Below are 20,150 nucleotides of genomic sequence, written 5' to 3'. Positions count from 1 at the left end.
GCCAACGATGAATAACGGCGCAGTGTGTTCTTCACCGAGATATGCAGTAAGTGCAGCGGTCTGCGATGGCGAATCGACAATGGTCATAGCCCCCCAAAAATGATGAGATAGTATAGCACAGCGTTTCATCCCCCTACCGCTCGCGGGTAATCTGCCGCACTGCTTCGCGCAGCAGGGCCGTGACGATGGCGGCGTCGCGTTGGCTGAGGTCGGCGCGAGTGATAATGGCGCGCAGGCGCTGGCGGAGCGAGCGGCCTTCACCACTCTTGACGAAGGCGGTGGCAGTGATGAGTTGGTCGAACATGGCGGCAAGTTGGTCGAGCTCAGCTTGGGTGGCGGGAGGTTCAGCAGGCGGCGGTGGCAGTACGGATGGCGGCGTGACCTGTTGCAATTCGTAGAGGGTGAGCAAGACAGCTTGGGCGAGGTTGAGGGTAGGGTAGGCCGGATTGACCGGCAAACTGACGATCTCGTGGCAACGGATCAGTTCGGCGCGACTAAGACCATTGCCTTCGGCGCCGAAGAGCAACCCAACTGGCCCAGCACTCGCGGCGCGCTGGCGGGTCTCAGCGGCCCACTGCCGCACATCGTTGCGCCATGGCAAACCGGAGTGGGGGCGGTCGCTTAGGCCAACTAGATGGTGAATATCGGCCAGTGCGCTTGTAAGGTCGGGGTAGATGGCGAGCTGCTCAAGTACTAGTTCGGGGCGATGGGCAACAGCGGCAATAGCAGCGTGATCGAACGGGACTGGCTCGACTAGCCGCAGATGGTGAAAGCCGGTGTTGAGCATAGCCCGTACTACCGCGCCGATGTTGCGCGGATCTTGCGGACGATGGAGAATAACGACGATTCCGTTCATGGAATGGTATTGTACCGCAGCGGACGCAGAAGGTTTTTTACCGCAAGGGCGCGGAGGACGCGGAGAGATTGGGAAAGGGATCATCCTCGACGTGCTCGGCACATGTACCCCTCACCCTCAACCCCTCGCCTGCTGGCGTGGGAGAGGGGCTAGGGGTGAGGGCTAACGCCGAGACGCAAAGGCGTTTCCCCGCCGAGCGCGCGGGAGAGCGCAGGGGATTTTTACCGCAGGGGACGCGGAGAGTGCAGAGGGTGGGGACGATCGTTCGGCGCTCGTGGCGTGTGGGCGTGACAGGCATAATGCGGATGGGGCTGCGCGTACTGGCAGGATCACTTCAGAATATAATACGTTGCCCGCTTATTGCCCACTTTCAGCAACAAACCTCGCGACACGAGATCGGACAAATCGCGGCGAATCGTCTCGGCACTCACATCAGGATACATCTCTTGCAGATCGCGGTTGGTAATGCGCTGATGCTCAACCACGAAGAGCAACGCCGCAATTTGGCGGTCATTCAAGCCCATTCGCCGCCAAGCGGTAGTATCAACACCGCCGGGCAGTTCTTCGGCCATAGGTTGGCCGGGGAGAATAACCAAAAAGCCGGCTGCCGTCTCGCGCAAGGTGGCGGGAGGAAGGCCAGCAGCGGCCAACTGGCGAAGCATCCGGTCAATCCCGTAGCCAAGACGCTCGACCAGACCGAGATCGGCCAGCACCTGCACAAGTGCCGGATTGCGCGAAAAGCGTTCGGCGCGGATATTGTCGAGAGTGACATGGCCGGGCAGGCGCCCGGGAGAATAGACTTCGAGCCGGTCACTGAATAGCGTCATACGAATGCCTTCGCCGCGGGCCGTATAATCGCGGTGAGCCACCGCATTGACCAGCGCCTCGCGCACTGCACCGGGAGGGAATTGCGTCCAATCCTCGCGTTCGAGACCAACCATGCGCGACCCCTTCCGCATGTGCTCATTCAGCCAGCGCTCGGCGCGGCGGATCGCTTCAGGCAGCGGCGCACAAATATCTTCCCGCTCAAAGACATCAGCCGGCTCGCGCCCGCGGTAACGCACCAGCGTGATCTCAGCGTGAGGGAAACGAGCAGCGACATCGCGGCCAAACAACAGAAAACCGGCGTTGGTCGGCGCGCCGTCGATCAAGCAGCCACGGCGCGCGAGCAAGGCGAGCGGGTCGTCGCCAGCGGGAGGGCCAACGCGGCGGGCATAAGCAACGATCAGATCGGGATCGAGTTCGGTAAAGGTTGCGCCGGGAGGAACCTGCCGTTCCCAGCCGAGATCGGCTCGCTCGCTAAACAGACGGTGCAGCGCCGCCGGTGAGAGTGGTTGATTACTGGCGCCTTCGCGGCGCAGGTAACGGCCATTGACAGAATAGACATAAGGTAATCCGGCAGGAACTTCCACGACGACGACGGGCATATCGTGGTAGACAACGACTTGGGGCAATGGGATAATCAGTGGAGGCGTGCAGGCCAGCGCCGCCGATAACACCAGCTCAATAGCGGCGGCAGGATCGCGCAGGGGGGCGAGTTGCGAGCCGCGTCCGCCGCTGATCACCAGCGCGCCGCCGTGGGCATTAGCTAGCGCCGCCAGCGACTCGGCGATTTCGTCGTGGCGTTGGCGATCACCGGCAAAGGCAAGGCGCGACCCTGGCGGCTGGCCGGGCAAAGCAGCAATGGGAGACGATTCCATGCAAACCTCCGCCACAGAGCGAACACCTGTGCTATTATAGCATTACTTGGCAGGTACGGCGCAGCTTGTTACCGTAGCCGGTGCGCTCGTGCAGTATGGCATAGTACAATGCGGACGGATCGCATCCTCGCAATGACGTATAGCGTCGATAGGACAATGTCTGCTCATCCGCTGGTATACCCCAGTTGGTAGACTTAGGAGTAGCAATGTCGCGAATTGGGCGCGTGATGGGTGTTGGAGCGGCGCTTGTCATCATGATTGCCGCACTTTCGTTTATTCCACTGCCAATTCCAGCCGTGACCGATTTTCTCACCCTTTATGTGCCTACGGTTGGGCTGGCGCGAGGCATCGGTCTCTACGACTATGCCGCGCAATTAGGATTAGCGCGGCAACTCTTCGGGCCAGTCATCGACACTGTCAAATATCCTCACTACGTGTATCCGCCATGGTTTGCGTACAGCGTCTTCTTTCTCGGCTGGCTAACACCTGAGCATGCTGCGCGCATGTGGTTTTGGATCAATTTGAGCATGCTGGCTGGCAGCGTTATTCTGATCACGTTACCGTGGTCAGCCAAATGGCGAGTGGTAGCGTTGAGCGTGATGATCATATCGCCAACGGTGATTAGTCTGGTCATTGTTGGCCAGTTCACTGTGCCGATCTTGCTAGGGATTGCTATGGTCATCTATGCGGCCTCGCGCCAATCGGCCAGTTTATTTGTGATCGGGATGCTGTTGATGACCTTCAAGCCGCATGTTGGTGTATTGCCATTTGTAGCTGCAGGCGGCTGGCTCGTTATCCAGCGCCGGCCATGGCAATGGGGGGTGCTGGCCGGGGTGACAGCGGTGATCCTCGGCTTACTGGCTGGAGTAACGTTGGCTTATCCGCAGTGGCTGAATGATTATCTTGCTATGTTAGAGATATTTCGCAATCTGCCCGATTTCGGTGTATGTCCGAATTGTTCGGGCGGATCGATTATGGCCGTGCGTTTGTTGTTTGGCGCTCCCGTCATCTCATCTGCGCTTTATGCCGGATTGCTCTTTGGGCTGATGGCAGCCGGCTGGTTTTTGTGGGCAACGTCGCTCTCATTCAACATTGAGCTCGGCTTATACTGGGCAATGCTGGTAGCAATTCTCGCCATTCCCTATTTTAACAACTACGATCACGTCTACTCGCTCTTCCCCTTCCTATGGCTATTACAAACCAGCAAGCGCCGGCTTGAGTATTGGTGGTTAGGCGCAGCCTTTCTCTTGCCATGGGCTGGCGTCATATTGCAAGAACGCCAAATCTTCGCTGTTGGCCTTGTCGGACAAGCCTGCATCCTTTTTATTCTTATGGCGCTTCGGCTGTGGCACGGCCAGCGTGCCGTGAGACCATTGACCCAATCGTAAACCTATGCCATCCGCTCGCACTCATGATCTCATCACAGTACTCAGTGGCGCAGCGATCACCCCGCTGGCGTATTATGCCTATCTGGAATTCACGCCGATCGCACCAGACACAGCCCTCGGCTGTAGTCTCTGGCTCGGCGGCGCCCATCTGCTATCGGGGATCATGTTCTCGCCTGACCTCGACATTGACTCGGCGATCGACAACCGCTGGGGGATCTGCTTCTGGATCTGGCGGCCTTACATGTGGCTCATCCCGCATCGCGGCTTTTGGAGCCACAGCCTCGTCATTTCGCCACTATTGCGGCTCGGCTATTTTGCAGCGGTCGTGTACGGGTTGGCGTTTGCCGTCGTCTGGGTGCTGGGGCAACTCGGCATGACGACGCCGGCCTACCATCGCGAATGGGCAGCGTGGGTGCAAGGATTGATACGAGCGCATCCTACTGAGACTGGGGCTTTCGTCATCGGGTTCTGCACCGGCAGTGCCGCACACACGATCGCCGACTGGTTAGTGACGAACGGCAATTGGTTGTTGGGAAGCCATGGCCGGCGATTACGGCAGCGTTATCGCGACCACGATCAATGGCAGCCACGCCACGAGCGGCGACGGTGAACTTTTCGGATGTTCAATACGTCTTATCTAAGACAGAAAAAAGAGCGTGAGGAATTGCGCCGTGTGTAATATTGTGGTGCAGATAGCGTTACCATCTTGCTGGTGATAAAGAAAGGGATGATCTTATGCGCATTCAATCGGGCGACCGCTTTTTATGGGGTATTGTCGGCGGCGCCGTGGTCTTGGCGGTGATCGCCGTTGTGGTGGTGGTTACGCGCGCCGCACCGGAATATCGAGCCGGCAACGGCCCGGAAGACGTGGCGTTCAATTACATATTGGCGGTGCAACGGGGCGATTACGATCGCGCTTATAGCTATCTCTCGCCAACGTTGCCCGGCCATCCACGCAGTGCGCAAGCCATGCGCGAGCAATTGCAGCGCTTCGGTGTTTCTGATAGCGATACGAGCTACGCGATCATCAATACCGAGATCAACGATAATCAGGCCACGGTAACGGTACGAGAGACGAACGTTTATCGCGGCGGTCTGTTTGGCAGTGCCCAATCAAGCAGCACCTTTACGATGGAAGTAGAGCAGACGGCTGCCGGCTGGCAACTGACCAGCAGTTCCGGCTGGCGGATCTGGATGTGGTGCTGGGAGCAGAAGGAGGGCTGCTGATGGCAGTTGTACGGCGATGGTATCTCTACATCAGCGCCACGATCGGGTTGCAAGGATTTGCATGGTCGCTAATCTGGCTGCTGCACGGCGTCTTGGTCGCATCTATCCGGCCATCAATCAGCGCAACCGCGTTCCAACTAGCGGCGCTCGTGATCTGTTTGCCGCTCTGGTTGATCCACTGGCTATGGGGTGAGCGTCTGGCACGGCGCGATCAAGACGAGCGCGCGTCAGCGGTGCGCAAGCTCTACTTGTATGGCAATCTAGCAGCGTTGTTGATCCCGTTGACCGGCAGCGTCTATGAGTTGCTCGACACCGTATTCGCGTTGCTGAGCGGCGCTCGCCGCACCGATCTGCAAGCGCAAATCTGGTACGGTGTGATCGCCTCGCTGGTGTTAGGTGCGCTGTTTGCCTATCACAGCGTCGTGGCGCGCAACGATGCCCATCAAGCGCCGCTGGCCGGCGCAGGGGCGCTGGTGCGGCGGGTTTACCTGCTCTTTGCCGCTGGGGCCGGCTTGGTGATCTGGGTGAATGGCGTCATGGATCTCATCCGGCTCATTTTCGGCTCAGCGAGCGGCACCGCCGTCGTCCAACTCCTCATCAGCGCCATGCTGAATGTGTTTATCGGTCTCATTGTCTGGCTAGGCCATTGGTGGCGGGCGCAGCGTCTCTTTGCCAGCGCCGATGAAGACGAGCGCAGTTCGGCGTTCCGCAAGTTCTACCTCTATCTGGTGATTGTCGTCGCTGCCATTAGCGCCGTAACGAACGCCACCTTCTTGCTGGCTGGGGTGTTCCGCGGCCTGTTGGGCCTGCGGGTCGAAGGCAACCTCATCGACGTAATGGCGCCGATGGTCGTCTTGGCGGTGGTTGCGCTCTACCACGCTTCTGTCATCCAAACCGACGCGGCGGCGATTGCTGAAGGGCCGCGGCAGGCGGGGGTGCGGCGGCTGGCGTGGTATTTGGTTGCTGCGATCGGCCAAGTGGCAACGCTGGTCGGGATCGGCGGCCTGCTCAGCGTCATTATTCGCGGGCTTGCCGGCGCTGATGCGATCGCCGATCTGCGCGAACCGTTAGCGTGGTTTGGGGCGACTCTGGTCGTAGGCTTGCCAATCTGGGCAATATGCTGGCGGCAGATACAGCGTGCGGCCACCACGACCGGCGAAACCGGCGTTGCCGAACGCAGCTCACTGATACGGCGGATCTACCTCTTTGGCTTTTTGTTCGTCGCGTCGCTCACCCTGCTCTCGGCCTTGATCTACATGCTCTTCCGCTTGATTAGCATTGCGTTGGGTGAGTCATTCAGCGGCAACTTGCTGGCCGATCTGGCGCAAGCGATCGCGTTTGGCCTGATAGCGGCAGGGGTATTGGTTACGCATGGGTTCGCATTGCGCGCTGACACCCGGATGCGCGAAGCGGCTGAATTAAGCCGGCAAGCGCAGGTGCGGGTAGCGGTGGTGGCTGAGGACGAATTAGCTGAGCAGATCGCTCGCGTGTTACGCCAACAGTTTCCGCAACTGGCGCTTACGATTGCCGGTGGCGCGCCCGATGCCGATGCGCAACTGGCCAGCGCCGATCTCATTGTCGGCACGTGGCAGCCACCTGGCGATCCGAACCGGCTCAATCGCTACCCAGCGCGCAAGTTGCTCGTCCCAGTAGCCGACACCAATTGGGCTTGGGTTGGGATAGAGCCAGCAACTATGGCGAATATTCCGGCCCAGCTTGCGCAAGCCGTGCGGCAGACGCTGGCCGGCGAACCGTTACGCCCGCAGCGTGGAGTTGGGGCAGGGGCGATTGTGGGGGCGATCGTCGCAATCGTGATAGTGGTCTTCATCATCGTGGGGATGGTGCAGGTGGCGTTGTTTACGTTCACGTAACGACTGATCACCAAAACATCGCGAGACATGGGCCGCATCCCAGTGCGGCCCGCCAAGGGGTTAACGAGCAACCGGATCGACATGCTCCGATTCATCCGCCCGATCGAGCGCAATATCGGCCAGCGCCGCCGGATCGTTGCGCGGTTCGAGGTGGGTGAAGACGGTGCTGTTGGGTACCGCGGCACGCACCGCAGCCTCTACCTGTTCGGCCATCGCATGCGCCTGCTGGATGCTCCATGTGTCGGGCACGAGCAGGTGAAACGAGATAAAGCGGCGCGCGCCGGATTGGCGGGTGCGCAAGGCGTGATAATCACAGCCATGGTCACCGAGATCGGCGAGCGCGGTCTGAATAGCCGTTAGCTCATCATCGGGCAGGGCAGTATCCATCAACCCCAGCACTGCGCGGCGCACCAGTTGGATGCCGGTCACGGTGATATTCACCGCCACCGCCAGCGCAATCAGCGGGTCAAGGATATACCAGCCGGTAAGTGCCACCAACCCGATCCCGGCCACGACAGCGACCGACGTCCACACATCGGTCATCAGGTGCTGACCATCAGCCTCAAGCGTGAGCGAGTCGTGTTTGCGACCAGCGTGGAGCAACACCATCGCCACTGTGCCGTTAATCAACGTAGCGATGCCGGCTACGGCCAAACCGGCGGCGGCATGGTCGAGCGTCTGCGGTGCGAACAGGCGCTGGATCGCCGTCCAACCAATGCCACCGGCAGCGATAATAATCAGCACTCCCTCGATCACGCCGGCGAAATACTCGGCTTTGCCGTGGCCATAGGCGTGATCGTGGTCGGCGGGCCGAGCAGCGATGGTCAGCATCCAGAGCGCCATCACTGCGGCGGCAAGATTGACCAGCGACTCAAGCGCATCGGCCAGCAAACCGATCGAATCAGTCAGCCAGTACGCAACTAGCTTGAGGCTGATCGTCGCCACTGCGGCGGCAATCGAGAGCCATGCATAACGGGTTAACGTGTGTCGCTCCCTCACGTTCATACTCCTCTGTATTTCCCATCACTTGCAAGGATAGCCGGAAGGAAGCGGTTTTGGCAAGATCGCAGCCGATTCTTTAGGCGACGTGATCAGGCAATTTCGCGATAACGAAATTTGGTGATCGCTTCTCGTGTATACTACGGAGTAGCGAGTATCAGGCATAGAGACCTCTGGCAAGGAGCGCCATTCCATGAAAATTTACACGCGCACCGGCGATAATGGTGAAACAGCTCTGTTTGGCGGGCCGCGAGTGCGGAAAGACGTGCTGCGGGTGGAAGCGTACGGCACTGCTGATGAATGCAATTCAGCGATTGGCGTGGTGCGGGCCGCCGGAGTCGATGCGGCGCTCGATGCGGCGCTGGCGGTAGTGCAAAACCAACTGTTTGTAGTGGGATCGGATCTGGCTGCGCCAGAGGAATCGCCCTACATCCCGCGGGTAACGGCTGAGATGACGGCATTTCTCGAAGCGCAGATCGATGCGATGGAAGCCGAATTAGCGCCGCTCAAGCAGTTTATTCTGCCCGGCGGCACTGCCGCTGCGGCGTATTTGCATCTGGCCCGCACTATCTGCCGGCGCGCCGAGCGGGTCGTGGTCTCGTTGGCCGCCGAAGAGGCGATCAATCCTGAGATCGTGCCGTACCTCAACCGGTTGTCGGACTTTCTGTTTGTGGCGGCGCGTGTTGCCAATGCACGGGCCGGCGTGGCTGATGTGCCGTGGCAGAAGCCGTAGCAGCGGGTTGAGGATTCGAGCCGGCGGTTTGGAGTGCGACAGTGCAACTGCCGCACTCCATAATGAGAAGAGACGGATACCGATGCGACAGTGCAACTGCCGCACTCTCCAATTATGACGATAACGCCCCAAACAGTTGGTTAAAGAACGCCGGATCAAAATAGTAAATAGCGCCGCCAGCAATTGCGAGCGCCAGCACAACCGCGAGCGTAATAATCAGCCAGCGGGGCGGGGTGCGGCGGGTGATGCGCGTGTTAACGTTGCCGACGGTGAATGAGAACGCCGGCGATTTTTCGTCAACTTGATAGCGTGAGCGATACTCAGCTTCGGCAGCCGCCGAGTCGATACCGAAATAGCTCGCGTATGCGCGCATCATCCGTAGCGCTGCCGGCCCGCGCGGCAACAGCGACCACTGCTCATCTTCGATCGCCTGCAAATAATACATGCGCACCTTGATGTCGTTCTCGATCTGCACCAACGTCAAATGGCGGCGCTGGCGTTCGGCGCGCAAGCGGCGACCAAAGCTAGCCTGCTCTTCGCTTTCGGTCAATTGGCGGATCGGTTTGGTCTCAGGGTTGCGCAGCAGCGCCAGTTCCTCGGCCTCGCTCATAAAGACCGGCTCAGGCTCTTCCTCGGCGAGGCGGCGCTTGCTCGGCATCGCAGGGGTATCCTCAACGGTAGCGGCGGTCGCCACCGGCTTCGCCGGCGCGATCACTGGCGCTTCCGGCAGCATACGGGCTTGAATGCGGGCCAACAGCTCGCCGGTGCGGTACGGTTTAGTAACATAATCAGCAGCGCCAGCGGCGAACCCGCGCATAACATCTTCTTCCAACCCGGCGCTGCTCAGCACGATCACCGGTTGCAGGGCCGCCAGCCGCGGAAGCGCTTCCCAACCGGCATCGTGCTCAGTGCGCACTTCGAGCAACACCAGATCGGGGTGCTCGCGGGCACATTCGCGTTCGGCGTGGGCGATGATGCTCGTATTGAGCATGCGATAGCCAGCTTCGCTGAGTTGTTCTTTGAGTTTCGCCGTGAAGGCGACATCATCGTCTATAATGAGAATAGTGCGCATAGCGGTATCTTTATTATAGAGCGCGCACAATGATTGTTGCGCGCGGCGGTATTATACCATGCTCGTTTAGGTACTGCCGTGGCGGGTGGAAATGGCTACGGAAACATACAGGTTGTTATTGGGCGCGGGGCAGTGGCCCTACCCCAACTCTCCCTCTCCGGGGGAGGGAGACATGCTTCCCCTCCCCTAGCAGGGGTGGCGCGAGGGAGCAGGTTCTAGCGCTTGTGCCGCAGGAGACCGCGTTGCGCTTGGCGCATAATGACAACGAGGAGCGGCGATACGCTTGCTCGATGTCATTGCGAGGGAGCGGCGGCATCAAGCAGCGCCGGATGCCGCCCGACCGAAGCAATCTCTCGCTTTAGCGAGAGTCAACACTGTGCGGTTGGTGCTCGTGCTCGCAAGCGATTGCGTCACCGCGTGGGGTAAAGCTCCGTCTTACCCCTGCGATGTGTCCTCACCTTGATAAGGGGAAAGAGCAAACATTCAAAAACGTGAACGCTTTATTGATAGCACCATTCAAATAAACACACTGATATGCAGACACGTTACGATGTGATTGTCGTTGGGGCCGGCCACGCCGGTTGCGAGGCGGCCCACGCGGCGGCCCGGCTGGGGTGCCGGACACTGTTGTTGACGATTGATCTCGACAAGCTGGCCCATATGTCGTGCAATCCGAGCATCGGCGGGCCGGCGAAGGGTCATCTGGTGCGTGAAATCGATGCGATGGGCGGCTTGATGGGCCGCATCACCGACCGCAGCGCGATCCAGATTCGCTTGTTGAACGAGAGTAAAGGGCCAGCAGTGCAATCGTTGCGGGCGCAGTGCGATAAGCGGTTGTACGCACGGTTGATGAAAGAGACGCTGGAGCGGGCGTCGAACCTCGATCTGCGCCAAGCGATGGTGGAACGGATTGCGCCGCCGAGCGCTGACATCCAGTGCTTTACGGTGACGACTCACACCGGCTGGCGGTACCTCGCGCCGGCGGTGATTTTGACCACCGGCACCTTCTTGCGCGGGCGGGCGATTACCGGCGAAGCGATGTGGGGAGCGGGGCGGGCCGGCGAAGCGCCGGCGATGGCGCTGAGCGAAGACCTTGCGGCGCTGGGGTTCCCGCTGGTGCGGCTGAAGACCGGCACTCCGCCGCGGCTGGCGGCAGCGACGATCGATTTCTCGTTGACCGAATTGCAGCCGGGCAGCGATAAGCCGCTGGCGTTCGGCCACTATTACGCCGAATTGGGCGAAACGATACCGCCGCCGGACTATCACGGCCTGCCGGCGCCGGTCTACCCGCACCCGCAACTCGCTGGCTGGCGACCGCAGTTGCCCTGTTACCAAGTGCATACGACGCCGGAGTTTCACGCCATCATTCGCGAAAACCTGCACCGTGCGCCGCTCTTTAGCGGAGTGATCGAGGGGGTAGGGCCGCGCTATTGTCCGAGCATCGAAGACAAGATTGTGCGCTTCGCCGACAAAGAGCGCCACAGCCTGTTTCTGGAACCGGAAGGCTGGACAACCTCGGAAGTGTATGTGCAGGGGTGCAACACCTCGCTGCCCGAAGATGTGCAGTGGGCGATGCTGCGCTCGATTCCGGCGTTGCGCAACGTCGAGCTGATGCGGATCGGCTATGCCATCGAATACGATGCAGTTGCAACCGGCGAGATTACCGCCGATATGCAGACCCGGCGGTTGCGTGGCTTGTTCTTTGCCGGGCAGATCAACGGCACGACCGGCTACGAAGAGGCGGCGGCGCAAGGGTTGATGGCCGGCATCAATGCAGCGCGCTACGTGCAAGGCAAACCGCCGGTGATTTTGGGCCGGGCCGAGGCGTACATTGGTGTCTTGATCGACGATCTGACCACCAAAGAGATTCGCGAGCCGTACCGCATGTTTACCTCGCGGGCCGAATACCGGCTGCTCTTGCGCGGCGACAACGCCGACTTGCGCTTAACGCCGCTCGCCTATCAGCTAGGGTTAGTGGATGGCGAGCGGGCGGCGGTGGTTGAAGTGCGGCGCGCGCAGACCGATCAGGCGGTGCAGCAAGCGCGCGAGCGGCGCATCTACCCGGCGGCGGCGATCAACGCGGCGTTGGAAGAACAAGGCATTAAACCACTGAGCCAGCCGGCGACGGTGGCCGAAGTGCTAGCTCGGCCTGACGTGTGCTACGACCAGCTCCGTGCCGCCATCCCCGATCTGCCGGAACTCGCGCCGGCGGTGGCCGAGCAACTCGAAATCGCCTGCAAGTATAGCGGCTATATTGCCCGCCAAGAGCGGGAAGTGGCGCGCATGCAGAAGATGGAGCACCGGCGCATTCCGCCCGATTTCGATTACACCGCACTGCCGGGACTGCGCAACGAAGCGCGCCAGGTATTGATGCGGTTCCGCCCGGCGACGCTGGGGCAGGCCGGGCGGTTGGCGGGCATCAATCCGGCTGATGTGGCGATTGTGTTGTTTGCGTTGGAGCGGCGGGCAGAGGCGAACGCAACACCGCCGCAATCGCCGCCACTACCCGTTCCAGATCAGCCTGTTCGATAATCAACGGCGGCAACAAGCGCAACACGTTGGGGCCGGCGGGCAATGCCAGCACGCCGTGATCGAGCAGGGCGGCAATCACCGGTTGCGAACGGCTCTTGAGTTCGAGGCCGACCAGCAACCCCAAACCGCGCACCTCGCGCACGGCGGGCAAATTGAGATCGCGCAGCGCCTGTAGCAACCACGCACCCTTAGCCGCCGCCTGCTCAGGGATCCGCTCTTCGCGATAGACGCGCAGGGCGGCGCGAGCGGCGGCGCACGCCAGCGGGTTGCCGCCAAAGGTCGAACCGTGGGTTCCCGGCGGCAAAGGGCCAAACCGTTCGTGGATAGCGACAGCGCCCATCGGCACCCCGGCAGCGATACTCTTGGCCAAGATCAAGATATCGGGCGTCACCCCGCTGTGTTCAATCGCAAACAGCTTGCCGGTGCGGCCAAACCCTGTCTGTACTTCATCAACCAATAACAGCGCACCATTGGCCGCGCAAATCTCAGCTACGCCCTCGAGATAACCGGCAGGCGCGGGCCGCACGCCACCCTCGCCTTGTACCGGTTCAACCAACACCGCTGCCGTCTGCGGGCCAACCGCAGCGCGGAGCGCATCGAGATTACCGTAAGGCACATGGCTAAATTCCGGCACCAGCGGCAAAAATGGCTCGCGATACTTGCTCTCCCATGTCGCGCTCAGTGCCCCCATCGTACGGCCATGAAACCCGCGCATCGTCGCGATAATGCCGGGCCGCCCGGTAAGCAGGCGGGCAAACTTCAGTGCCGCTTCAACCGCTTCGGCCCCGCTATTGCAAAGAAAGATGCGGGACGGGAAGGGCAAGGCCGCCGCCAACTCAGCCAGATACGCCGCGCGGACATCGTTGGGGAAGATTTCAGGGCAACTGATCAGCCGTTCAGCTTGCTCGCGGATCGCGGCCACAATCGCCGGGTGACTATGGCCAAGGTTGGCCGCCCCCTGCCCGCCCACGCAATCGATGTACATCCGGCCTTCGGCATCGTACAGATGTGCCTCCTCACCGCGCACAATCGCCAACGGGCGCTTGGGGTACAGACCACTGGTATACTGCGCCTCTTGGGTAATAATATCGGCATTGGTCACGAAAGTATGGGTCACTCCGGTCTCCTTTCCACCAACCCGGCCCGCTCAAGCGTGGTACTGACTAAAGGCCAGATCGCGCGATGATCGGCCACATTCTGGTCGCGGCGAGTACGAATCTCAATCAAATGCAACCCGCCGGCCAAACTCGCTTGCAAAGCGGCTTGGGCCGCAGGCCAATCAGCGGCCAGCGTATAACGGGCACCATGCAAAGCAGCCAACGGCGCAAAATCGATCCCGTGCGGGGTGCCGAACAACAACTCAAACTGGTCGGTCTCGCTGGCTTGAGTCAAAAACGAGAAGATCCCACCGCCATCATTATTGATCAAGAGAATAGTGGCGTTGAGCTGATGCAATCGCGCCGCCAGCAAGCCATTGGCATCGTGCAACAGCGAGAGATCGCCGAGCGCCATCACCAACGGCGTTGCGCCGCCGGCAGCCAAACCGAGCGCAGTGGACACCAAGCCATCAATCCCATTCGCACCGCGATTGCCGAGCACCGCCAACGGCAACGCGCGCGGGCCGAGGAAACTATCGCAATCGCGCACCGGCATCGAATTGCCGACGAATAGCGTCGTACCGGCAGGCAGCCACTCGCCGAGGCGAGCAAACAATCCCGGCTCGCTGATCGCCGGCTGGGCCAGCAAATGCTCATTCATCGTCGCGCGAGTCACCCGCTCGGCAGTTAGCCATGCGCGCAACCACAGCGTCGGCCCCTCGCGTTGGGACGAGGCCAGCGCATCGGCTAACGCCATACAAAACCAATGCTCATCGACCGGCAGATGCTCGGCGGCGAGACTAGTCGGTTCGCGCCAACCGGCCCCGCCATCGATCACCAGTTGGCGGGCCTGCGGATGGCGCTGCAAATAGAGCAACACCGGCTTGCTAGTCGGCATCGCGCCAAACCGCAGCACCACTTCCGGCGCATACGCAGCGGCAAACCGTTCATCGCGCAAAAAGGCGTCATACGCGCCGAGCACAAAATCATCGACATGGCGGCCATAGCGCACGCCAGAGAGCGGATCGGCCAAAATCGGGAAACGCAAGCGATGGGCCAGTGTCACCAACAGCGGGCCAAGATCGGGCAGGCAATCGGGGCCGGCGATAATCAACCCGTGCCGGTACTCAACAAGGCTGGTCGCCAGCGTAGCCAGCTCGGTACCGCCGAGCATCCGGCGCGCCGGCGCCACCTGCACCGGCGTGACCGGCGCGGCCAGCAGCGACGCCAGCAGCGCGCGGTCGGGCACCAACGGCTCGCGGAAGGGCAGATTAAGATGCACCGGCCCAGCGGGAGCGCTTCGTGCTGCCCCAATCGCTCTGCCGAGCGTGGCGCGCAAAAACGGCACGAGCGGCGTATGCGGCGCCGGCAGATCAACAAACCAGCGTACATTCCGGCCAAAAATCCCAATCTGGTCAATCGTCTGCGGCGCGCCATTATCGCGCAGCTCAGGCGGGCGGTCGGCAGTGAGCAATAGTAACGGCACACGGGCAAGATTAGCCTCAACGACTGCCGGCAACAGATTCGCCACTGCCGTGCCCGACGTACAGAGCACCGCCACCGGCGCATTGCGAGAGCGGGCCATGCCCAGCGCAAAAAAACCGGCAGAACGCTCATCGAGATGCATCCACACTCGCAGGTGCGGATGGCGCGCAACGGCCAGCGCCAACGGCGTACTGCGCGAACCGGGACAGACTACCACGTCATGCACCCCGCTTACCGCCAGACCATTCGCAATCGCCGCCACCCAATGGGTCAGCGCATAGAGATGGGTTGAAGCATCGCTCATCGTTTCTACCTTGTAGGCCCTCACCCGCAGCCTCTCTCCCACGGGTACGGGAGAGGGGAGCGTAGCATCGAGCGTTGAGGCATCGCACAGCCAAAGATGTTGTTCGCCCCCCTCGCCGTACCAACGGGGCAAGGGAACCATGCTAGATTAGCAAGAACAGACTCTCGCGCTACCCAATCATCTCTTCGCCAGCCCCCAGCGCCCCCAGCATAGCGCGCAACTTAATACGAGTTTCGGCCAACTCCCGTTCCGGATCAGAAGCGGCCACAATCCCGCAACCGGCAAACAGGGTCGCCTCACGGCGGCCAATCAACGCCGAACGCAGCGCCACCGCAAACTCACCATCGCCACGGGCATCGACCCAACCGACCGGCGCAGCGTACCAACCGCGATCGAGCCGCTCGCGGGAGCGGATCCACGCCAGCGCCGCCGGGCCGGGTTTGCCGCCGACGGCAGGAGTCGGATGCAGCCGGCCAACCAGATCGAAAATATCGTAACCGGGCCTGATACATGCCGTCACCGGCGTAAAGAGATGCTGAACATTCCGCATCTGCATGATCTCAGGCGTGTCAGGCGCTTGCACATCATCACAATACTCAGCCAGCGCCGAGCGGATCATCTGCACTACAAACGCATGCTCAGCGCGATCCTTCGCGCTCTGCAACAGAGCAGTGGCCAGCGCCGCATCTTCATCAGGAGTCTTACCGCGGGGAGCGGAACCGGCCAGCGCTGAAGCGGACACCCGGCCAGCGCGGAGAGCGACCAAACGTTCGGGTGACGCGCCGAGAAAGGTACGTCCGCCGCGCGCGACTGCAAACACAAAGGTATGCGGATAATCGCGGCGCAGCACACCGAGCGTCGCCGCAGCATCAAACGGCTCAGCGCCGCGCAGGCGGACAGCGCGGGCCAGCACCACCTTCTCAAGCGCACCGGCGCGGAGATCGGCGATTGCATCGGCGACAATTGCCTTCCATTCGGCGGGATCAAGCGACACATCCACCTGCACATCGAGCGGCGGACGGCGGGGACGCCACGGCAAACCTATCAATGCTTGCAAGCGACGAGCGGCGGCGGCACCAAGCGCAAGCGTCGAACTGCGCTCATCAACCAGACCGTTCACAGTGAGGGTTGTCACCTCACCATGGCGAACGATCAGCAATCGCGGCAGCACCAGCAACGCATGAGGATAATCACGCCACAACTCGCTAGCCGGCTGAGCGGGGTCGAAGCGAAAACCGGCAATTGCCACCGGCCCCTGAACCGGCACATCAGGGTCAACATCAATCACCGCCTCAGCCACCAACTGCCGCCACGCCGCGGCGCTAGCGGCGAACCGATCAACCTCAAGTGGCGGAGTAAAACTCCATACAGCGCCGAGACCGGTCAACTCAAAACCGGCGGCGGGCATGCTCCACAACAAACGATTATGGGTCACACCAGCGCCGCGCGCAAAGAGGGCCAACGGATCGCGCAGCCCGACTTGGGTTGTCACACTCACCAACACCGGACGGCCCAAAGCGCGCGCGCGCCGGCGCGCAATCTCAGCAGCCGCCTCCATGCGCGGCACTTCCCGCAGTGCAGCGGTTGTCACCCGCACACCCACTAACGGATTTGACATAATAATTTATGAATGATATCGGGTCACACCGAAACAGCGCACTCTGCATCTCGACTCACTACATAGTAACACGTTTCCGGTCACGAATGTAAACCGCAAGCGCGCCGTTCGTGCGCTCCAGGATTTGCTCAAACTGCCAACATTGGTTAAAATTTGGTAATACCGATTCGCCCGGCACAGGTCGCCATCATCATGCAACAACTACTCAAACACTACGTCGCGCCGCCACAATTTCCTCCGGCCACCATCACCTTCATCACCTTCCCGCTGATCGATACCATCCCGGAGAAAACGCTGCTCCAACTGAAACAAGAACAAAACCGGACGCAGGCTACCATCACCGCGCAGTACACTGGCGCCGAGCAACTCCATCACCTTTACCAGCTTGTCCAGCATCACTTCGAGCGGCTCGACGCACTGTTGGATCAGGGCATTGCCGGCGGCCCGCAATGGCTGATTGAACCAGCGATTACGCAGATAGTCAGCGATGCGTTAGCTGAATTCAATGGCCGCTACTACCGGATGTTCGGCTACTGCATCATGCCCAACCACGTTCATCTCATCATTGAGCGCAGCAATGTGGTACCGATGTACCAATACTCGCTAGCCCGGCTGATCAAGCGTTTCAAAGGCCAGACTGGCCGGCTCGCGAATGAAGTGCTCAATCGCAGTGGCCCCTTTTGGCACCTCGATCACTACGAATACCCGATCTACCGGGCAGGGGAAGCCGAGCGCGTGCTGACCTACACCCAGCACAACCCAGTGCATGCCGGTCTGGTATCCCATCCGCGCGAATGGCCGTACCGGTTTGACATTGCGGAAGAATGGCGCGAGTGGTGAGGGTTTGCGAGAACATGGGTAGGAGAGACGGCTCTGCAAGTCGTCTCTTCTGATTCGGAATCCACGCCTTCCGCGAGGGAAGGCGACAATTGATCGTCGTGCTATATAAGAAACAATGGCGTGTTTCAATCCACGCCTTCCGCGAGGGAAGGCGACTCATACTTCACCACACACCCGCGGCAACGTGTCAAACAGTTTCATCCCCCACGCGCTGGATAGATACTCACGCGGATCGAAGCTGGCCGGTATCTGATAGCTCTCCTCGGTGAGTTCGGCGCGCCGGAGGCGCTCGATCTTGAGCGTCAACATACGCGCTGGCAGCCATCCACGTTTGTGCTGAAGCTGGGCTAAGCCAATGACGTGCGTGGTTTGGCCTATCGCGTACGGTTCGATGAAGTAGGGACTGAGCAGATATTCCGATACCTTCTCGCCGGTATCGCTCTGATGCCAGACTTTCACTTTGCGCTCGGCGGCCCAAGCTTCAGTGAGGGTCTCTAGCACGCTCAGATAGACCGGATCATCCCGCTGGACCGAATCGTCCATGATGTCGGCGGCCTGTAGCACATGCTGGCTAATGCGCTGCGCCCAACGCCCAATCGCATGGCCGAGTTTGCGCAGCGCGGCAGCCGCATGCCGGTTCTGCCGATCCATCCGTGTGGCTAGCAGCCGTGCTGCGAGATGCACGGCCATCGCTTCGTGCAGGTTCAGGCGGAGATTGATTAGATCGGCGTTGCGATCAATCTTGAGCCGGCCATCCGGTTCTTCAAAAATATGCTTTGGCCCATCGGCCAAATTGCGCATAATGGTCGAACGATCGACCCCTAATCGCCGAGCAATCTCAGCTTGCGTCAATCCTTCAGGATGGGCAAGGAGCAGTTGTTCGATCTGTAACAGGCGCTCGGCTTTGTTCGCGGCTCGTTTCATTGCTTGCTCCTAGGTGCGCTCATGGGCTAGGCTATGGGTAGCATAGCAGGTAGTTGTTGCACCTAACGCAACAGGTTGGATGGTTTCAGTATAAAACGAGTTTGTGACATGTACGGTCACATATTGAACGAATGTTGATAACAAGTTTATTCCCCCACCCCACCCCAAATCTTGGTATACTACTTAATACACCGTACAGTCCCCCAGAAAGGAGCGAAGCATGGCTGCGCGCCGGATTCTGCTGACGCTGATTGGCCTGTTGAGCGTGGTGATTCTGATCGGCAGCCTGAGCGCCGGTGTGTTGACCGTTTTGCTGATCACGAACCGGCCCGTCGATCAGAAGCTGCTGGTGGTGGGACCAGAACGCCGGTTGGCGCTGGTTGATCGTCACGGTACGGCGCAGGTGCTGGCTGATGATCGCAGTCCAGAGTTGTTCCGTTACCCGGCTTTGGCGCCTGATGGCAGCCGGATTGCGTATATTAGCCAGAGCGGTAATACCAGTGTGTTGCGGGTGATCGATCTGCGTACTGGCGTGCGGGTGGAACTCTATCGCTCGGCGACGAATCCGCCGCTGTATATGGTCTGGTCGCCCGATGGTCGTTATCTCTCGTTTTTGTCGAACCGCGGTGGCGGCGGCTTGGGGATGCATGTTGTGGCGGCGGATGGTTCGCGTCCTGCTGAGTTGGTCAGTGTTTCGCCGACATCGCTCTATTTGGCGTGGCAGCCTGATAGTACGGCTCTGCTGGTGCATATTGGCGGTTCGACCTTTGAAGATGGCCGTTTAGTGACGGTGCAACCCGGCCGTTCGCAGCCGTTGTATGAAGTCAGCGATCCCGGCTTTTTCCAGACGCCGGCGTGGAGTGTTGATGGTCAGAGTTTCTTTTATGTGGCGCAACCCCCGATTGATGGCCCGCCGGCAGTGGAAAAAGTTGAGAGTGTGTTGACGCGGGTGAAGGTGGGTGAGACCCAGCCGCAGGCGTTGGCCCGTGAGCCGCAGGCGGCGATTATCTTTAGCCGTTCGCCGCGCAGCGATGAGATTGCGTACACCACGATCGGCCCCAATGGGTTTGGCCCGCTCAAGCTGGTGGCGCTCGACGGCAAGGTCTATACCTTGTCGGCGCAGGATGATAATGTCGTTGCGTTTTTCTGGTCGCCGAACGGTGAGCAACTGGCGTATCTGACCCCAGCCGGGCGCACGTCGAATGGTGCGGTGCAGTTGCGCTGGCAGTTGGTCAACCGCACCGGCGGCGCGCCGCGCGCGTTGACGACCTTCGCGCCTTCACAGGAGTTTTTGGCCCAAATTAATTTCTTTGATGCCTACGCGCTGTCGTTCGATCTCTGGTCGAGCGATGGCCGGGCCTTGGTCTATAGCGCGCGCGATGGGGTGTATGTGCTGGATATTGGTCGCGGGATCACCAGCCGGCGCAGCGATGGCGTATTGGCGATGTGGTTGCCGCCGGAGAGATAGGGAGTGGGGAGTAGGGAACTCTGCATCACTGTATTT

At 60.4% G+C, this 20,150-nt stretch carries 16 protein-coding genes; 8 read left to right on the top strand and 8 right to left on the bottom strand.

What is annotated here, in order from left to right:
* Positions 1-133: 133 nt before the first annotated feature.
* Complete coding sequence (locus U9R61_RS10390) at positions 134-856, bottom strand: RNA methyltransferase (RefSeq protein ID WP_322488747.1); 723 nt, start codon at positions 854-856, stop codon at positions 134-136.
* A 329-nt stretch (positions 857-1,185) separates the two neighbouring features.
* Entirely contained in the window at positions 1,186-2,556 is a 1,371-nt protein-coding gene (locus U9R61_RS10385) for an ATP-binding protein (protein WP_322488746.1), read from the bottom strand.
* A gap of 206 nt (positions 2,557-2,762) precedes the next feature.
* Between U9R61_RS10385 and U9R61_RS10380 the strand changes: the two genes are divergently transcribed.
* The 4 genes from U9R61_RS10380 (at position 2,763) to U9R61_RS10365 (ending at position 7,042) form a co-directional block, all read left to right on the top strand.
* Positions 2,763-3,944, top strand: coding sequence for a glycosyltransferase 87 family protein (locus U9R61_RS10380; RefSeq protein ID WP_322488745.1), 1,182 nt, complete (start codon positions 2,763-2,765; stop codon positions 3,942-3,944).
* Between the two features lie 4 nt (positions 3,945-3,948).
* On the top strand, positions 3,949-4,554 hold the full coding sequence (locus U9R61_RS10375) for a metal-binding protein (protein ID WP_322488744.1): 606 nt from the start codon (positions 3,949-3,951) through the stop codon (positions 4,552-4,554).
* A gap of 125 nt (positions 4,555-4,679) precedes the next feature.
* Positions 4,680-5,171, top strand: a complete 492-nt coding sequence (locus tag U9R61_RS10370; RefSeq protein WP_322488743.1) for a hypothetical protein — start codon at positions 4,680-4,682, stop codon at positions 5,169-5,171.
* Complete coding sequence (locus U9R61_RS10365; protein WP_322488742.1) at positions 5,171-7,042, top strand: DUF5671 domain-containing protein; 1,872 nt, start codon at positions 5,171-5,173, stop codon at positions 7,040-7,042. The genes U9R61_RS10370 and U9R61_RS10365 overlap by 1 nt, the downstream gene beginning before the upstream one ends.
* Before the next feature lie 60 nt (positions 7,043-7,102).
* Here the strand turns inward: U9R61_RS10365 and U9R61_RS10360 are convergent, their stop codons facing one another.
* Positions 7,103-8,047: a cation diffusion facilitator family transporter gene (locus tag U9R61_RS10360; RefSeq protein WP_322488741.1), complete on the bottom strand. Its 945-nt coding sequence runs from the start codon at positions 8,045-8,047 to the stop codon at positions 7,103-7,105.
* Between the two features lie 187 nt (positions 8,048-8,234).
* Between U9R61_RS10360 and U9R61_RS10355 the strand changes: the two genes are divergently transcribed.
* Positions 8,235-8,774 carry a cob(I)yrinic acid a,c-diamide adenosyltransferase gene (locus tag U9R61_RS10355; protein ID WP_322488740.1) on the top strand — a complete coding sequence of 180 codons (540 nt, stop codon included), beginning with the start codon at positions 8,235-8,237 and terminating at the stop codon, positions 8,772-8,774.
* A 112-nt stretch (positions 8,775-8,886) separates the two neighbouring features.
* Here the strand turns inward: U9R61_RS10355 and U9R61_RS10350 are convergent, their stop codons facing one another.
* On the bottom strand, positions 8,887-9,846 hold the full coding sequence (locus U9R61_RS10350) for a response regulator (RefSeq protein ID WP_322488739.1): 960 nt from the start codon (positions 9,844-9,846) through the stop codon (positions 8,887-8,889).
* 534 nt (positions 9,847-10,380) lie between these two features.
* Between U9R61_RS10350 and U9R61_RS10345 the strand changes: the two genes are divergently transcribed.
* Positions 10,381-12,378: a tRNA uridine-5-carboxymethylaminomethyl(34) synthesis enzyme MnmG gene (locus U9R61_RS10345; RefSeq protein WP_322488738.1), complete on the top strand. Its 1,998-nt coding sequence runs from the start codon at positions 10,381-10,383 to the stop codon at positions 12,376-12,378.
* Here U9R61_RS10345 and U9R61_RS10340 read toward each other — a convergent pair.
* The 3 genes from U9R61_RS10340 to U9R61_RS10330 all read right to left on the bottom strand — a co-directional run bounded on the left by U9R61_RS10340 (position 12,266) and on the right by U9R61_RS10330 (position 16,882).
* Positions 12,266-13,495: an aspartate aminotransferase family protein gene (locus U9R61_RS10340; protein ID WP_322488737.1), complete on the bottom strand. Its 1,230-nt coding sequence runs from the start codon at positions 13,493-13,495 to the stop codon at positions 12,266-12,268. The two genes, U9R61_RS10345 and U9R61_RS10340, sit on opposite strands and share 113 nt — an antisense overlap.
* Positions 13,492-15,264: a 2-succinyl-5-enolpyruvyl-6-hydroxy-3-cyclohexene-1-carboxylic-acid synthase gene (gene menD / locus U9R61_RS10335; RefSeq protein ID WP_322488736.1), complete on the bottom strand. Its 1,773-nt coding sequence runs from the start codon at positions 15,262-15,264 to the stop codon at positions 13,492-13,494. Before menD ends, U9R61_RS10340 begins: the two co-directional genes overlap by 4 nt.
* Before the next feature lie 169 nt (positions 15,265-15,433).
* Entirely contained in the window at positions 15,434-16,882 is a 1,449-nt protein-coding gene (locus tag U9R61_RS10330; protein ID WP_322488735.1) for an isochorismate synthase, read from the bottom strand.
* 192 nt (positions 16,883-17,074) lie between these two features.
* Here U9R61_RS10330 and U9R61_RS10325 point away from each other — a divergent pair, with 192 nt between their 5' ends.
* Entirely contained in the window at positions 17,075-17,722 is a 648-nt protein-coding gene (locus U9R61_RS10325; protein ID WP_322488734.1) for a transposase, read from the top strand.
* Positions 17,723-17,878: 156 nt separating this feature from the next.
* Here U9R61_RS10325 and U9R61_RS10320 read toward each other — a convergent pair whose 3' ends face one another.
* Positions 17,879-18,646 (bottom strand): helix-turn-helix transcriptional regulator, encoded by a 768-nt coding sequence (locus U9R61_RS10320; protein WP_322488733.1) that lies wholly within the window; start codon positions 18,644-18,646, stop codon positions 17,879-17,881.
* Positions 18,647-18,866: 220 nt separating this feature from the next.
* Between U9R61_RS10320 and U9R61_RS10315 the strand changes: the two genes are divergently transcribed.
* Entirely contained in the window at positions 18,867-20,114 is a 1,248-nt protein-coding gene (locus U9R61_RS10315; protein ID WP_322488732.1) for a hypothetical protein, read from the top strand.
* Positions 20,115-20,150: the final 36 nt, after the last annotated feature.

The sequence above is a fragment of the Chloroflexus sp. genome, assembly GCF_034431535.1.
Lineage (GTDB): Bacteria > Chloroflexota > Chloroflexia > Chloroflexales > Chloroflexaceae > Chloroflexus.
Note: the sequence above shows the minus strand (reverse complement) of the source record. Positions and strands in the feature narration are given on the sequence as shown.

What these genes read in the sequence shown, in the direction of transcription:
- U9R61_RS10385 (WP_322488746.1), bottom strand. Translation starts at nt 2,556, where the DNA reads ATGGAATCGTCTCCCATTGCTGCTTTGCCCGGCCAGCCGCCAGGGTCG.
- U9R61_RS10315 (WP_322488732.1), top strand. Translation starts at nt 18,867, where the DNA reads ATGGCTGCGCGCCGGATTCTGCTGACGCTGATTGGCCTGTTGAGCGTG.
- U9R61_RS10355 (WP_322488740.1), top strand. Translation starts at nt 8,235, where the DNA reads ATGAAAATTTACACGCGCACCGGCGATAATGGTGAAACAGCTCTGTTT.
- U9R61_RS10380 (WP_322488745.1), top strand. Translation starts at nt 2,763, where the DNA reads ATGTCGCGAATTGGGCGCGTGATGGGTGTTGGAGCGGCGCTTGTCATC.
- U9R61_RS10350 (WP_322488739.1), bottom strand. Translation starts at nt 9,846, where the DNA reads ATGCGCACTATTCTCATTATAGACGATGATGTCGCCTTCACGGCGAAA.
- U9R61_RS10375 (WP_322488744.1), top strand. Translation starts at nt 3,949, where the DNA reads ATGCCATCCGCTCGCACTCATGATCTCATCACAGTACTCAGTGGCGCA.
- U9R61_RS10390 (WP_322488747.1), bottom strand. Translation starts at nt 856, where the DNA reads ATGAACGGAATCGTCGTTATTCTCCATCGTCCGCAAGATCCGCGCAAC.
- U9R61_RS10345 (WP_322488738.1), top strand. Translation starts at nt 10,381, where the DNA reads ATGCAGACACGTTACGATGTGATTGTCGTTGGGGCCGGCCACGCCGGT.
- U9R61_RS10365 (WP_322488742.1), top strand. Translation starts at nt 5,171, where the DNA reads ATGGCAGTTGTACGGCGATGGTATCTCTACATCAGCGCCACGATCGGG.
- menD (WP_322488736.1), bottom strand. Translation starts at nt 15,264, where the DNA reads ATGAGCGATGCTTCAACCCATCTCTATGCGCTGACCCATTGGGTGGCG.
- U9R61_RS10370 (WP_322488743.1), top strand. Translation starts at nt 4,680, where the DNA reads ATGCGCATTCAATCGGGCGACCGCTTTTTATGGGGTATTGTCGGCGGC.
- U9R61_RS10320 (WP_322488733.1), bottom strand. Translation starts at nt 18,646, where the DNA reads ATGAAACGAGCCGCGAACAAAGCCGAGCGCCTGTTACAGATCGAACAA.
- U9R61_RS10330 (WP_322488735.1), bottom strand. Translation starts at nt 16,882, where the DNA reads ATGTCAAATCCGTTAGTGGGTGTGCGGGTGACAACCGCTGCACTGCGG.
- U9R61_RS10360 (WP_322488741.1), bottom strand. Translation starts at nt 8,047, where the DNA reads ATGAACGTGAGGGAGCGACACACGTTAACCCGTTATGCATGGCTCTCG.
- U9R61_RS10325 (WP_322488734.1), top strand. Translation starts at nt 17,075, where the DNA reads ATGCAACAACTACTCAAACACTACGTCGCGCCGCCACAATTTCCTCCG.